This is a genomic window from Paracoccus sp. MKU1 (assembly GCF_001447385.1).
Taxonomy (GTDB): Bacteria; Pseudomonadota; Alphaproteobacteria; order Rhodobacterales; family Rhodobacteraceae; genus Paracoccus.
The window spans coordinates 1-13,068 of sequence record NZ_LLWQ01000134.1 but is presented as its reverse complement, the minus strand read 5'-3'; the positions used below and the strand labels follow the sequence as shown (position 1 = coordinate 13,068).

General features: G+C 67.9%; 11 protein-coding genes and 1 pseudogene. 3 read left to right on the top strand and 9 right to left on the bottom strand.

Annotated elements, in window-relative coordinates; all coding sequences use genetic code 11:
- From AQY21_RS29335 to AQY21_RS08810, 3 genes and pseudogenes are all read right to left on the bottom strand, one after another.
- A pseudogene (locus AQY21_RS29335) lies at nt 1–726 on the bottom strand (hydantoinase/oxoprolinase family protein); the annotation flags it as partial.
- Between the two features lie 15 nt (nt 727–741).
- Nucleotides 742–1,365: a hydantoinase/oxoprolinase N-terminal domain-containing protein gene (locus tag AQY21_RS29330; RefSeq protein WP_203416463.1), complete on the bottom strand. Its 624-nt coding sequence runs from the start codon at nt 1,363–1,365 to the stop codon at nt 742–744.
- Between the two features lie 93 nt (nt 1,366–1,458).
- Nucleotides 1,459–3,207, bottom strand: coding sequence for a hydantoinase B/oxoprolinase family protein (locus AQY21_RS08810; RefSeq protein ID WP_058097319.1), 1,749 nt, complete (start codon nt 3,205–3,207; stop codon nt 1,459–1,461).
- Nucleotides 3,208–3,509: 302 nt separating this feature from the next.
- Between AQY21_RS08810 and AQY21_RS08805 the strand changes: the two genes are divergently transcribed.
- Entirely contained in the window at nt 3,510–4,466 is a 957-nt protein-coding gene (locus AQY21_RS08805) for a helix-turn-helix domain-containing protein (protein WP_058097318.1), read from the top strand.
- Nucleotides 4,467–4,469: 3 nt separating this feature from the next.
- Here the strand turns inward: AQY21_RS08805 and AQY21_RS08800 are convergent, their stop codons facing one another.
- Entirely contained in the window at nt 4,470–5,615 is a 1,146-nt protein-coding gene (locus AQY21_RS08800; protein WP_058097317.1) for a CaiB/BaiF CoA-transferase family protein, read from the bottom strand.
- Nucleotides 5,615–6,814, bottom strand: a complete 1,200-nt coding sequence (locus tag AQY21_RS08795; RefSeq protein WP_058097316.1) for an acyl-CoA dehydrogenase — start codon at nt 6,812–6,814, stop codon at nt 5,615–5,617. The genes AQY21_RS08800 and AQY21_RS08795 overlap by 1 nt, the downstream gene beginning before the upstream one ends.
- Before the next feature lie 98 nt (nt 6,815–6,912).
- On the opposite strand from AQY21_RS08795, the gene AQY21_RS08790 reads away from it, so the two are divergent.
- Nucleotides 6,913–7,821, top strand: coding sequence for a LysR family transcriptional regulator (locus tag AQY21_RS08790; RefSeq protein ID WP_369807752.1), 909 nt, complete (start codon nt 6,913–6,915; stop codon nt 7,819–7,821).
- Between the two features lie 24 nt (nt 7,822–7,845).
- On the opposite strand, the gene gabT is transcribed toward AQY21_RS08790, so the two are convergent.
- Nucleotides 7,846–9,126 carry a 4-aminobutyrate--2-oxoglutarate transaminase gene (gabT, locus tag AQY21_RS08785; RefSeq protein WP_058097315.1) on the bottom strand — a complete coding sequence of 427 codons (1,281 nt, stop codon included), beginning with the start codon at nt 9,124–9,126 and terminating at the stop codon, nt 7,846–7,848.
- A 142-nt stretch (nt 9,127–9,268) separates the two neighbouring features.
- On the opposite strand from gabT, the gene AQY21_RS08780 reads away from it, so the two are divergent.
- Nucleotides 9,269–9,847 carry a cupin domain-containing protein gene (locus tag AQY21_RS08780; protein ID WP_058097314.1) on the top strand — a complete coding sequence of 193 codons (579 nt, stop codon included), beginning with the start codon at nt 9,269–9,271 and terminating at the stop codon, nt 9,845–9,847.
- On the opposite strand, the gene AQY21_RS08775 is transcribed toward AQY21_RS08780, so the two are convergent.
- The 3 genes from AQY21_RS08775 to lepA all read right to left on the bottom strand — a co-directional run.
- Nucleotides 9,844–11,277, bottom strand: a complete 1,434-nt coding sequence (locus AQY21_RS08775; RefSeq protein WP_058097313.1) for an NAD-dependent succinate-semialdehyde dehydrogenase — start codon at nt 11,275–11,277, stop codon at nt 9,844–9,846. The two genes, AQY21_RS08780 and AQY21_RS08775, sit on opposite strands and share 4 nt — an antisense overlap.
- 98 nt (nt 11,278–11,375) lie before the next feature.
- Nucleotides 11,376–11,615: a hypothetical protein gene (locus tag AQY21_RS08770; protein WP_058097312.1), complete on the bottom strand. Its 240-nt coding sequence runs from the start codon at nt 11,613–11,615 to the stop codon at nt 11,376–11,378.
- 98 nt (nt 11,616–11,713) lie between these two features.
- The coding region (gene lepA / locus AQY21_RS08765) for a translation elongation factor 4 (protein WP_058097311.1) at nt 11,714–13,068 on the bottom strand (1,355 nt) is incomplete at its 5' end.

The window sequence follows — 13,068 nt, the reverse complement described above, 5'->3', positions numbered from 1 at the left end:
GGCGCAGTTCAGCACGAAGTCGCGCGGATCGTAGCCGCGCTCGACCGAGACGCGGCGGATCGCATTCACCATGTTGTTGTTGACGATGGTGAACATGCCATAGGCCGCGGTCCCGACGCTGATGCCCAGCGGCCCTGCCAGGTGCTTTCGGATCGCCTCGCGCGCCCTTTCCACGCTCAAGGGCCGGCGGCCGCCGACCGGGCCCTCGGGGTTCAGGTAGCCGAGCACGAGGTTCGCATCGGTCGTCGTCGGCCTGTCACCGCCCTTGCCGTAGCAGGCCGGGCCGGGTTCCGAGCCGGCCGATTGAGGCCCCATCTGCATCAGCCCCATCGAGTCGATCCAGCCGATCGAGCCGCCGCCCGCGCCCAGGGTCTCCACCTGGATCATCGGGATTCCGAGGGGACAGCGCAGGAAATCGATGGTCTTCGACACATTGGCCTGGCCGTCGCGGGTCCGGGTGAGGTCGAAGCTGGTGCCACCCATGTCGGCGGTGATGATGTCCGAAAGCCCGTAGGGCTCGCCCGGATAGAGCGCCGCCCTGGGGGCCGAGGCGGGGCCGGAATTGATCGCATAGACCGACTGGTCCGACACCACCGACCCCAGGGCCAGCCCGCCGTTCGACTGGAAATAACGCACCGGCTGGCGCGCGCCGAGGCTTTGGAAATAGCCGTCCACCGCCTGCACGTAGCGCGACAGGATCGGGCCCAGATAGGCGTTCACGGTGGCGGTCGAGGTTCGGGGCTATTCGCGCACCTGCGGGCAGAGCTGGCTGCCGACGGTCAGAGGCAAATCCGGCATCATCTCGCGCGCGATCGCGGCGGGGCGGAGTTCGGGATCGGGATGCAGCACCGACCAGACGACGCTGATGGCGACCGATTCGACGCCCTCGCGCAGGAAATGCCGGCAGGCCTCGCGCACCTCCTCCTCATCGAGCGGCGTGTGGACGGCGCCGGTCGAGATCACCCGCTCGCTGATCCCGCGCCGCAGGTAGCGCGGTACCAGCATGGTCGCCGGCGGATAGTCCGGGTCGTAGCGATAGCCGTCCTCCTTGTGGCCGAGGCGGATCTCGATGCTGTCCTCGTGGCCCTTGGTGGCGATCAGGCCGGTCCTGGCGCCGGTATGGGTGATCAGCGCGTTCAGCCCGACCGTGGTGCCGTTGATGCACAGGTCGGCGTTCGAGACGAGGTCGCGCGGGCCGATGCCCGTTTCTTCCTCGATCACGGCAAGGCCGTTGCGGATGGCCAGGGTCGGGTCCTGCGGGGTCGAGAGCGCCTTGAAGATGCGCAGGGCGCCCCCGCGGTCGGCGAGGATGAAGTCGGTGAAGGTGCCGCCGGCGTCGATGCCAAGGCGATATTGGTGTTTCATGGCGGGTTCCATCTTTGGCTGCCTCCGGCGGGATCGGCACCGGGGGCTTCGCGCCCCCGGACCCCGCGGAGTATTTGGAAAACGGTGAAAGGCTTACGCGGCGCGCAAGGCGGCGGTGGCGGCGTGATCGACGGCGAGGGTCGCGGCATCGGCGATGACGACGCCATAGTCGAGCCGCGCGCCCTCGAGGCTGACGAGGCCGTTCCTGACATCCTCGACCACCTTCTCGACCGGGCGGGCATAGGGATTGCCATAGCCGCCGCCGCCGGGGTTGCGGTTCGCGGCGCGCTCGCCGGGCCGGATGGTCTCGATGACGTTTTCGGTGATGACCTGCGTCTCGCCGTTCCGCATCACTTCCAGCCGGCCGACCTTGGGCGGGATCAGCGTGGAACGGGCGCCGGCCGCGCCCATGGCGGGGATGCGGCGGCCCTCGCCGAAGGTGACCAGCGTCATCGGGCTGTCCAGCGGCTCGACCTCCCAGCAGGTGCCCGAACCGCCACGGAACTGGCCGGCGCCGCCCGAATCCTGCATCAGGGAATAGCGGTGGATGATGATCGGATAGCTGTGTTCCAGCATCTCGATGTCGCCCGAGGTCAGCGCGCCGAAGCAGCATTCCGGCCCGCAGGCATGCCAACCGTCCTGGCTGGCCGTGGCCCCTGCCCCCGAGATGATCGAGGCCAGCACCATGGTCACATATTCCTCGTCGTGCCGCTTGTCCCAGCCGGCGATGTTGCAGCCGTTGGCATGGCCCCAGCTGGCCGAGACCTTGGCCGGCGCCGCCTGTTCGAAGGCCAGCCGCACCGCATCGGTCAGCGTCTCCATCGGCGTCGTGGTGCAGTTCATGTGCGGCGCGGGGGATTTCGCGTTGCAGAGCGTGCCCCTGGGGCCCATGTCGGTGGTCACGCAGCGATAGAGCCCCTCGTTATAGGGCGGCGGCAATTGCGCGAACATCATCAGCCCCAGATAGACGCCGGAATGGCTGTTGCCTTCGTAGCTGTTGATGAAATAGGGCACCTGCGGCGGCGAGCTGATGGCGATATGGCAGCCGTCGCCCTGGATCGTCACCGTGGCGGTGATGTCCATGTCGCCGAAGCCGTGGCCCGCATCCTCGAGCACCGCCGTGCCGGTATAGGTGCCGTCCGGGACCTGCGCGATGAGCTTCCTCATATGCGCCTCGGCCATGTCCAGAAGCTCGGCGATGCAGTCCTGCACCACCTGCTTGCCGTATTTGTCCATCAGCCGGACCAGGTTGCGGGCGCCGACCTGGCAGGCGCCGATGAGCGCGTTGAAATCGCCTTCCTGGTCGCGGCGGGCGCGCATGTTGGTCAGGATCAGGTTCATCACGTCATGGCGCGGCTTGCCGCGATCCCACAGCTTGACCGGCGGGATGCGCAGCCCCTCGGCATAGATCTCGGTCGCGTTGGGGTTGTAGCCCGCCGGAACCGGGCCGCCGACATCGGTCAGGTGACCCTTGCAGACGGTCCAGAACACCAGCTCGCCCTGGTAGAAGACCGGGCAATACATGCAGGTGTCGATGATATGGCTGCCGCCATAGGCCGGGTCGTTGTGCAGGATCAGGTCGCCCTCGTGGATATCGCCTTCGAAAAACTTCGCCACCGATTTCATCGCCGGGATCAGGCTGCCGAGGTGGATCGGGATGTCCTGGCCTTGCAGGATCATCTCGGGCGTGTGGTTGAACAGCGCGGTCGAATAATCATGCGCAAGGTTGAAGACCGAGCTGCGGGCGGTCTGTTCCAGCGTCAGCGTCATCTCGCGCTGCGTGGTCTCCAGCACGCCCCGCACCACCGAAAGCGTGATGGGGTCGGGTTTGGGTCTGGTCATGGCTTTTCCCTGTCTGGGGCCGCATGGCGCGCGCGGCAGGGCAGCCGGAAACGGCTGGTCATGGTTTTCTCCCTGCGACGTGCCGCCTGGCGCGGCATCTTTTCGGTAAGGCCATGGTGCGGCGCCGGCGGCGCCCGGTCTTGGCGATGGGTGCGGATAAACTTGTCGCTCGGTGCAGGATTGCCGATGCGCGCGGCAGGTTTTGGCCTTCAGCGCAGTCCCCCGAGCCGCGCGCGAGTTTTGTTTTGCCCGATTGCTCCAGGCACGCTACGAATCGCGGAAGCGATGCGGGGAGGCGCATCATGACCCTGGAGAGCTACAGCACCGCCGCGACCGCGCCGCCCGAACGCGCGGCACATTGGTCGGCGATCATCGCGGATACCTATTTTCCGCTGCACCTGAGCTATCGCGATCCCGCCACCTTTCAGGGCCGGCTGGAGCGGCGTAGCGCCGGGCGGGTATCGCTGTCGCGGCTGCGCACCGAGCCCGCGCGCTACGAACGGGTGCCCGGGCTGATCCGGCAGGGCGAGGCCGAGGAATACCTGGTCACCATTCCCAGCCTTGCCCCGGTGCTGTTCCGCCAGCTCGGCCGCGACATCACCTGTGCCCCCGGCGGCTTCATCATCGAGCGCGGCGACGAGCCCTATCGCTTCGCCTATCAGGCGCGCAACGACCTGCTGGTGATGAAGATCGCCCGCAGCGCGCTGGCCGAAAGGCTGCGCCAGCCCGACCGGCTGTGCGCCACCGTCTTCGACGGGCACGAGGGGCTGGGCGGGCTGTTCGCCGAAACGGTGCGCCGCGCCCATGCCATGCCGACGGACCCCGCCGCCTCGGACGTGCTGGGCCGGCACCTGATCGAGCTGTTGGCGCTGGCGCTGGACCGGCAGGCCGAGACCGATGCCGGCGCCGCCACGGCGATCCGCGCCGCGCATCTGAAGCGCGCGCAGGACGCGATCCTGCGCAACCTGACCGACCCGGCGCTGTCGCCCGAGACGGTGGCGGCGGCCTGCGGCATCTCGAAACGCTATCTGCACGACCTGTTCGGCGACAGCGAGACCACGGTGGCGCAATTCATCCGCGAGGCGCGGCTGAAGGCGGCGCGCGCGATGCTGGAGATGCCGGGCGACCTGTCGCTGGCCGCCATCGCCTATCGCTTCGGCTTCAGCGACCAGGCGCAGTTCTCGCGGCTGTTCCGGGCCATGTTCGGCCAGACCCCCAGCAGCTATCGCGCCGCCTGCCGCGCCGGGCGGCAGGGCTAGGGTTCAGCCTTCAAAGCGCCATTCGCCCTCGCCAAGCGCCGGGGCGGCGCGTTCGGTCACCAAGGGACTGCGCGAGAAGCGCAGCGGGCTGCGCAGGCCGGCGATGCCCTCGGGCGCGATGCGCAGGCCGCGGGCCTGCACCTGCGGCTCGGCCAGGGCCTCGGCCACGTCGTTGACCGGGCCGGCGGGGACGCCCGCCCCTTCCAGCGCGGCGATCAGCGCGGTCCGGGCAAAGCGGGATGTGGCCTCGGCCAAGAGCGGCACCAGCCGCGCGCGGTTCGCGACCCGGGCGGGGTTGGTCGAATAATCCGGGTCATCCGCCAGCGCGGCCAGATCCAGCACCCGGCACAACGCCGCGAACTGGCGGTCATTGCCGCAGGCGACGATCAGGTGCCCGTCCGAGGCCGGGAACAGCTGATAGGGCACGATATTGGGATGCGCATTGCCCAGCCGGTGCGGCACCGCGCCGCCCAGCAGGTAATTCGTCGCCTGGTTGGCCAGCACCGCCACCCCGCAATCCAGAAGCGACAGGTCCAGATGCTGGCCCAGGCCCGACCGCGCCCGCTCGGCCAGCGCCGCCTGCACGGCGATCACCCCGTAAAGCCCGGTGAAGATGTCGATCCAGGCGACGCCGACCTTTTGCGGCTCGCCCTGCGGATCGCCGGTCAGGTCCATGATGCCCGACATTCCCTGAATCAGGAAATCATAGCCCGGCTGCGCCGCGCGCGGCCCGTCCTGCCCGAAGCCGGTGATCGAGGCATAGACCAGCCGCGGATTGCGCGCCGAAAGCGTCTGGTAATCCAGCCCGAACTTGCGCAGCCCCCCCAGCTTGAAATTCTCGATCACCACATCGGCCTGGTCGATCAGCGCCCGCAGCCGCTCCAGGTCGGCCGGGTCGTTGAAATCGCAGGTGACGGAACGCTTGCCGCGGTTGGCGGCGTGGAAATAGGCCGCGACCCGCTCGGTGGTCCCGTCGGCGCGCGGCCGCTCGAGGAAGGGCGGGCCCCAGCGGCGGGTATCGTCGCCCTCGGGCGCCTCGACCTTGATCACCTCGGCGCCCAGGTCGGCCAGCGTCTGGCCGATCCACGGGCCGGCCAGGATGCGCGCCAGTTCGACGACGCGCAGCCCCTTCAGCGCCGGCTCGGCCATCACGCGAACGCCTGGATACCGGTCTGCGCCCGGCCAAGGATCAGCGCATGCACGTCGTGCGTGCCCTCATAGGTGTTCACCGTCTCCAGGTTCTGCGCGTGCCGCATGACGTGATAGCCGATCTGGATGCCGTTGCCGCCATGCATGTCGCGGGCCTGGCGGGCGATCTCCAGCGCCTTGCCGCAATTGTTGCGCTTGACGATGGAGATCATCTCGGGCGCGAACTTGCCCTCGTCGAACAGCCGCCCGACGCGCAGGCTGGCTTGCAGGCCCAGGGCGATCTCGGTCTGCATGTCGGCGAGCTTCTTCTGGTAAAGCTGCGTCGCGGCCAGCGGGCGGTTGAACTGGTGGCGATCCAGCCCGTATTGCCGCGCCCGGTGCCAGCAATCCTCGGCCGCACCCATGGCGCCCCAGGAAATGCCGTAGCGCGCGCGGTTCAGGCAGCCGAAGGGACCGCCCATGCCCTCGATGTTCGGCAGCAGCGCGTCCTCGCCGACCTCGACATTCTCCATCACGATCTCGCCGGTGATCGAGGCGCGCAGGCTGAGTTTCCCCTCGATCTTGGGCGCCGAAAGACCCTTCGTGCCCTTGTCCAGCACGAAGCCGCGCACCTTGCCGCCATGCGCCTCGGACTTGGCCCAGACCACGAAGACATCGGCGATGGGCGCGTTCGAGATCCACATCTTGGACCCGTTCAGCACATAGCCGCCATCGGTCTTGCGGGCCACGGTGCGCATCCCGGCGGGGTCGGACCCCGCGTCAGGCTCGGTCAGGCCGAAACAGCCGATGAACTCGCCCGAGGCCAGTTTCGGCAGGTATTTCTGCTTCTGCGCCTCGCTGCCATAGGCCTCGATCGGGAACATCACCAGCGAGCTTTGCACCGAGGCCATCGAGCGATAGCCCGAATCGATGCGCTCGATCTCGCGCGCGACCAGCCCATAGGCGACGTAAGAGGCGCCGACGCCGCCATAGGCCTCGTCCACGGTGACGCCCAGCAGGCCCGAGGCGCCCATTTCGCGGAAGATCTCGGGATCGGTTTCCTCGTTCAGATAGGCGGCCTCGACGCGCGGCGCCAGCCGGTCGGCGGCGAAGGCCGCGGCGGTGTCGCGGATCATCCGCTCCTCCTCGGTCAGCTGATCCTCCAGCAGGAACGGGTCGGACCAAGAGAAAGGGCTGCCCTTGTGCGATTTCGTCGTCACGGTGATGCCTCATGCGCTGATGCTTGTCGGATCATTCATTACCGCTTTCAAACCGGGCCGGAAAATGGATAATCCTCATTACTTCATGCACGGGGTGAATGTTCTTGCGGCAAAGGCGCTTTCTTCCGAACCTCAGCCTGCTGCTGGCCTTCGACGCGGTGATGCGCACCGGCTCGGTCACCGGCGCCGCGCAGGATCTCGGGCTGACGCAAAGCACGGTCAGCCGGCTGCTGCAAAGCCTCGAGGCGCAATTGGGGCAGGAGCTGTTCATCCGCCACAAGAAGCGCCTGACCCCGACCGAGGCCGCCGAGCGGTATTTCCGCGACATTTCCGCCGCGCTCGACCTGATCCAGCGCGCCAGCATGTCGCTGATCGCCAATCCCGACGGCGGCAGCCTGGACCTTGCGGTGCTGCCGACCTTCGCCACGCGCTGGCTGGCACCGCGGCTGCCGGATTTCCTGTCGGCGCATCCGGGCGTTTCGATCAACCTGACCACGCGGTTTCGCCGCTTCAGCTTCGACGAGGAACCCTTTGACGCCATGATCTTCTATGGCCAGGACGACTGGCCGGGGGCCGAGCACCTGAAGCTGTTCGACGAAAGGCTGACCGCCTGCGCCGCGCCCGATCTACTGGCACGAAACCCGGTGACCGCACCCGCCGATCTGGCCGGGATGGTGCTGCTGCAATTGCCGACCCGCCCGGACGCCTGGCAGGCATGGTTCCGGGGCCAGGGCGCCGAGCCGCCGGCGCCGCTGGAGGGCATGATGATGGACCAGTTCTCGATGATGATCCAGGCGGCGATCTCGGGGCTGGGGATCGCGCTGCTGCCCGATTATCTGGCCCGGGTCGAGATCGCCGAGGGCCGGCTGGCGCCGGTGCTGCGGCAGGGCGTGCCGGGCAGCAGCGCCTATTGGCTGGCCTGGCCGGCGCGCAAGGCCGGGCTGAAGCCGCTTGCGGCCTTTCGCGACTGGATCGCCGCCCGCATGGCGCGGGACGGCATGGGCTAAGGGGGCGGCCGGAGCTACCCGCTTTCAGGCCGGGACCAGCGCCGCCTCGATGGCGGCTTCCAGGATCTCCAGCGCCTCGGACAGCTGCTCGTCGGGGATGGTCAGCGGCGGCAGCAGGCGGATCACGTTATAGCGCGTGCCGCAGGACAGCAGGATCAGCCCCCGCGCCTCGGCCTCGGCGACGATGGCGGCGGTCAGCCGTGCGTCCGGCTGGCTGCGGTCGCCGGCCTGCACCAGCTCGAAGGCGTTCATCGCGCCAAGCCCGCGCACATCGCCGATGGCCGGGAAGCGTTCGGCCAGCTTTTGCAGGCGCGAGCGGATGGCCGAGCCGATCTCCTCGGCACGGGCGCAAAGGTCTTCGTCCTCGATTACCTCCAGCACCGCCAGCGCGGCGGCGATGGCCAGCGGGTTGCCGGCATAGGTGCCGCCCAGCCCGCCCGGCGCCGGCGCGTCCACGATCTCGGCCCGGCCGGTCACCGCCGACAGCGGAAAGCCCCCGGCCAGCCCCTTGGCCATGGTCACCAGGTCGGGCGCGACGCCGGCATGCTGGAAGCCGAACATGCGGCCGGTGCGGGCCATGCCGGCCTGGATCTCGTCGCCGATCAGCACGATGCCGTGGCTGTCGCAGATCCGGCGCAGCGCGGCCAGGAACTCGGGCGGCGCGACGTTGAAGCCGCCCTCGCCCTGCACCGGCTCGACGATGATCGCCGCCACCCGCCGGGGGTCGATGGACGAGGCCAGCAGCGTCTCCAGATGCGCAATCGCCTGCGCGACCGACACACCGGTCATGGCGTTGGGGAAGATCGCGTGGTGGATCTCGGGCGGCATGGCGCCGAAACCGGCCTTGTAAGGCGCCACCTTGCCGGTCAGCGCCATGCCCAGAAGCGTGCGGCCATGGAAGGCGCCGTTGAAGGCGATCACGCCCGAGCGCCCGGTAAAGGCCCGCGCCATCTTCACCGCATTCTCGACCGCCTCGGCGCCGGTGGTGGCGAACATGGTCTTCTTCGCGAAATCGCCGGGGGTCAGCGCGTTCAGCCGCTCGGCCAGGGCGACATAGGATTCATAGGGCGCGACATGGAAGCAGGTATGGGTAAAGGCCTGCATCTGGCGCTGCACCGCCTCGATCACCCGGGGATGGCGATGGCCGGTATTGTTCACCGCGATGCCGGCGGCGAAATCCAGCATCCGCCGGCCCTCGGCGGTCCAGAGCTCGGCATTCTCGGCCCGGACGGCATAGATGTCCCGCGTGCCGACACCCCGCGCCACCGCCGCCTTGCGCCGCTCGATCAACTGCTTCGATTCCATGTGCAGACCTCCATGCTGACGGGTCCGGCATACACGATGCTCAATATTTTGAGCAATACTTTTCTTGAAATGCGGATGCGCCGTGACGCTGGTGCCCTATCCCCGGCCTTGGTAACCTGCGCAAAACGGCATCGAGGCAAGCATGAGCGATTTCGACGTTGGCGCGCGGCTGAAAGAGCTGCGCAGCGCGGCAAACATGTCGCAGCGGCAACTGGCCGAGGCCTCGGGCGTGCCGCATGGCCAGGTCTCGATGATCGAGACCGGGCGCTCCAGCCCCTCGGTCGCCTCGCTGCGCAAGATCCTCGGCGGGCTGGGCGTCACCATGTCCGAGTTCTTCGAGCCCGACCTGCCGCAAAGCCCGCAGCCCTTCTTTACCCCGGCCGAGCTGCGCGACCTGACCTCGCGGCTTTATTCCGCCGCGCAGGGGCCGGTCGGGCGCATGACCCTGCGCCAGGTCGGCGACGCGCGGCTGCACAACCTGCAAATCCTGCATGAACGCTATGAGCCGGGCGCCGATACCGGCGAGACCATGCTGGCCCATCACGGCAGCGAGGGGGGCATCGTCATCGCCGGCGAGATCGAGCTGACCGTGGCCGACCAGACCCGGGTGCTGAAGGCGGGGGACAGCTATCTATTCGCCTCGACCCAGCCGCATCGCTTCCGCAATGTCTCGGACCGCGAGGCGGTGGTGGTCTCGGCCTGCACCCCGCCCTATCTCTAGCCCTTGCGGGTGATGAAGCGGGTTTGCAGATAGGCGCCGATCGCCTCGGAGCCGCCCTCGGTCCCCATGCCGGAATCGCCGATGCCGCCAAAGGGCAGCTCCGGCAACGACAGGCCGATATGGTTGATGGTCAGCATCCCGGCCTGGATCTCGTCCTGCAACCGCTGCACCCGGGCCGAACTGCCGGTCCAGGCATAGCTGGCCAGGCCATAGGGCAGCCGGTTCGCCTCGGCAAAGGCCTCGTCGTCACGGCGGAACCTGTTGACCACGGCAATGGGGCCAAAGGGCTCCTCGTTCATCACCGCCGCATCCGCGGGCACGTCGGTCAACACGGTCGGGGCAAAGAACCAGCCTTCATTGCCGATCCGCGCGCCGCCGGTGGCCAGCCGGGCGCCGCGATCCAGCGCATCGCGGATCAGCCGCTCGATGGCGGGGATGCGACGCTCATTCGCCAGCGGGCCCATGGCGCTGTCCGGGTCCGTTCCCGGCCCGACCTTGGCGGCGGCCAGCGCGGCGGTGAAGCCTTCGGTGAAGCGGTCCGCCACGCCTTCCTGCACCAGGAAGCGGGTGGGCGAGATGCAGACCTGCCCGGCATTGCGCAGTTTCGAGGCCGCCATGGCCGCCACCGCGGCATCCACATCGGCATCGTCAAAGACCAGCACCGGCGCGTGGCCGCCCAGCTCCATGGTGGCGGGCTTCATGTGCTGCCCGGCCATCGCCGCCAGCTGCTTGCCCACCGCCGTCGAGCCGGTGAAGGAGACCTTGCGGATCACCGGATGCGGGATCAGGTAGGAGGAGATCTCTGCCGGGTCGCCATAGACCAGGTTCACCACCCCCGCCGGCACGCCGGCCTCGGCAAAGCAGCGGATCAGTTCGGCGGGCGAGGCCGGGGTTTCCTCGGGCGCCTTGACGATGATGGTGCAGCCCGCCGCCAGCGCGGCGGAAACCTTGCGAACCGCCTGATTGATCGGGAAATTCCACGGCGTGAAGGCGGCGACCGGGCCCAGCGGCTCCCGGATCGTCAGCTGGGTGACGCCCGGAACCCGGGGCGGGATGACCTGGCCATAGGTGCGGCGGGCTTCTTCGGCGAACCATTCGATGATCTCGGCCCCGGCCAGCGTCTCGATCCGCGCCTGGGCCAACGGCTTGCCCTGCTCGGCCACCATCAGCGCGGCGATGGCCTCCGCCCGCTCGCGCAGCAGCGCCGCCGCCTTGCGCATCAGGTCCGAGCGATGCAGCGGCGAGCTGCGCTTCCATTCCGCAAAGGCGCGGTCGGCGGCAGCCAGCGCCTCGTCCAGATCGGCGATGCCGGCATGGGCGACGCGGCCGATCTCGGCTCCGGTGGCCGGGTTCAGCACCGCCAGGCTGCGCCCATCCTGCGCGGGGCGCCAGGTTCCGTCGATGAAAAGCTGCGTGTCCGGATAGCTCATCCTGTCCCCCTGCTGGAATTGCACGCCCCTGCTGGCCGCCAAGGCTGCACGCTCCGCAAGGACAACGGCGCCGGTTATAAGGCAGCGCCAGGGCGTTTTCAATCCGGATCGCTCAAAATCCTGAACGGAAACGCCAGTAAAACGATGCGCATCCCAGGCTTCCAAAAAGCGGACCGCAGCCCCGGACTGCGGACAAGCGCGATCTTCGCCGGGCCGCAAGCCAGGCCCGCGACAGTCGCCGAAGGCGTCGTGGCGGGACATGGCGACAGCCTGTCGTCCTGGATTGGAATTTGCGAGAAAGCCGCCGCCAAGCCATCCACCGCTCTGGCGAACGACATGCAAGGTCCGTCCTGAACGGCCGCAGCAAGGCGCAGGCCCGCCGCGCCAAGCCCTTCAGCAGGAGAAATTCACGTGGCGAATGCCCGGGACGCCGCCCTTACCCATCCATCTTCAACGCCTGGATGAAGGCCGTCTGCGGGATCTCGACCTTGCCGAACTGGCGCATCTTCTTCTTGCCGGCCTTCTGCTTCTCCAGCAGTTTCTTCTTGCGCGTCGCGTCGCCGCCATAGCATTTCGCGGTCACGTCCTTGCGCATCGCCGACAGAGTCTCGCGCGCGATCACCCGGCTGCCGATGGCCGCCTGGATCGGGATCTTGAACATGTGGCGCGGGATCAGCTCCTTGAGCTTCTCGACCATCGCCCGGCCACGCGATTCGGCGCGGTCGCGATGCACCATGATCGACAGCGCATCCACCGGCTCGTCGTTCACCAGGATCGACATCTTGACCAGATGATCCTCGCGATATTCGCTGATCTGGTAATCGAAGCTGGCATAGCCCTTGGTCACCGATTTCAGCCGGTCGTAGAAGTCGAAGACCACCTCGGCCAGCGGCAGGTCATAGACCACCATGGCCCGGTTGCCGGCATAGGTCAGGTCCAGCTGGATGCCGCGGCGGTCCTGGCAGAGCTTGAGCACGTCGCCCAGATATTCGTCCGGCACCATGATCGTGGCCCGGATGCGCGGCTCCTCGATATGATCGACATAGGTCAGGTCGGGCATGTCGGCGGGGTTGTGCAGCTCGCGCACCTCGCCATCCTTCATATGCAGCCGGAACACCACCGAGGGCGCGGTGGTGATCAGGTCCAGATCGTATTCGCGCTCCAGCCGGTCGCGGATCACCTCGAGGTGCAGAAGCCCCAGGAAGCCGCAGCGGAAGCCGAAGCCCAAGGCGGCCGAGGTCTCCATCTCGTAGCTGAAGCTGGCATCGTTCAGGGCCAGCTTCTCGATGGCGTCGCGCAGCGCCTCGAAATCGTTGGCATCGACCGGGAACAATCCGCAGAACACCACCGGCTGCGCCGGCTTGAAGCCCGGCAGCGGGGTGTCGGTGCCCTTGCGCTCATGCGTGATGGTGTCGCCGACTCGGGTGTCGCGCACCTGCTTGATCGAGGCGGTCAGCACGCCGATCTCGCCCGGGCCCAGCTCGGCAATGTCCTGCATCTGCGGCCGCAGCACGGCAAGCTTGTCGATGCCATAGACGGCATTGGTCTGCATCATGCGGATGCGGTCGCCCTTGCGGATCACCCCGTCCATGACCCGGATCATCACCACGACGCCCAGATAGGGGTCATACCACGAATCGACCAGCATCGCCTTCAGCGGCGCATCGCGGTCGCCCTTGGGGGCCGGCAGGCGAGTGACGATGGCCTCCAGCACGTCGGGGATGCCGAGGCCGGTCTTGGCCGAGATCTCGATGGCGTCATGGGCGTCGATGCCGATCACGTCCTCGATCT

Excerpts from the sequence above, each read along its gene's own strand:
- AQY21_RS08770 (WP_058097312.1), bottom strand. The coding sequence starts at position 11,615 with ATGTCGTTCGCCAGAGCGGTGGATGGCTTGGCGGCGGCTTTCTCGCAA.
- AQY21_RS08810 (WP_058097319.1), bottom strand. The coding sequence starts at position 3,207 with ATGACCAGACCCAAACCCGACCCCATCACGCTTTCGGTGGTGCGGGGC.
- AQY21_RS08805 (WP_058097318.1), top strand. The coding sequence starts at position 3,510 with ATGACCCTGGAGAGCTACAGCACCGCCGCGACCGCGCCGCCCGAACGC.
- AQY21_RS08790 (WP_369807752.1), top strand. The coding sequence starts at position 6,913 with ATGTTCTTGCGGCAAAGGCGCTTTCTTCCGAACCTCAGCCTGCTGCTG.
- AQY21_RS08775 (WP_058097313.1), bottom strand. The coding sequence starts at position 11,277 with ATGAGCTATCCGGACACGCAGCTTTTCATCGACGGAACCTGGCGCCCC.
- AQY21_RS29330 (WP_203416463.1), bottom strand. The coding sequence starts at position 1,365 with ATGAAACACCAATATCGCCTTGGCATCGACGCCGGCGGCACCTTCACC.
- AQY21_RS08800 (WP_058097317.1), bottom strand. The coding sequence starts at position 5,615 with ATGGCCGAGCCGGCGCTGAAGGGGCTGCGCGTCGTCGAACTGGCGCGC.
- AQY21_RS08780 (WP_058097314.1), top strand. The coding sequence starts at position 9,269 with ATGAGCGATTTCGACGTTGGCGCGCGGCTGAAAGAGCTGCGCAGCGCG.
- gabT (WP_058097315.1), bottom strand. The coding sequence starts at position 9,126 with ATGGAATCGAAGCAGTTGATCGAGCGGCGCAAGGCGGCGGTGGCGCGG.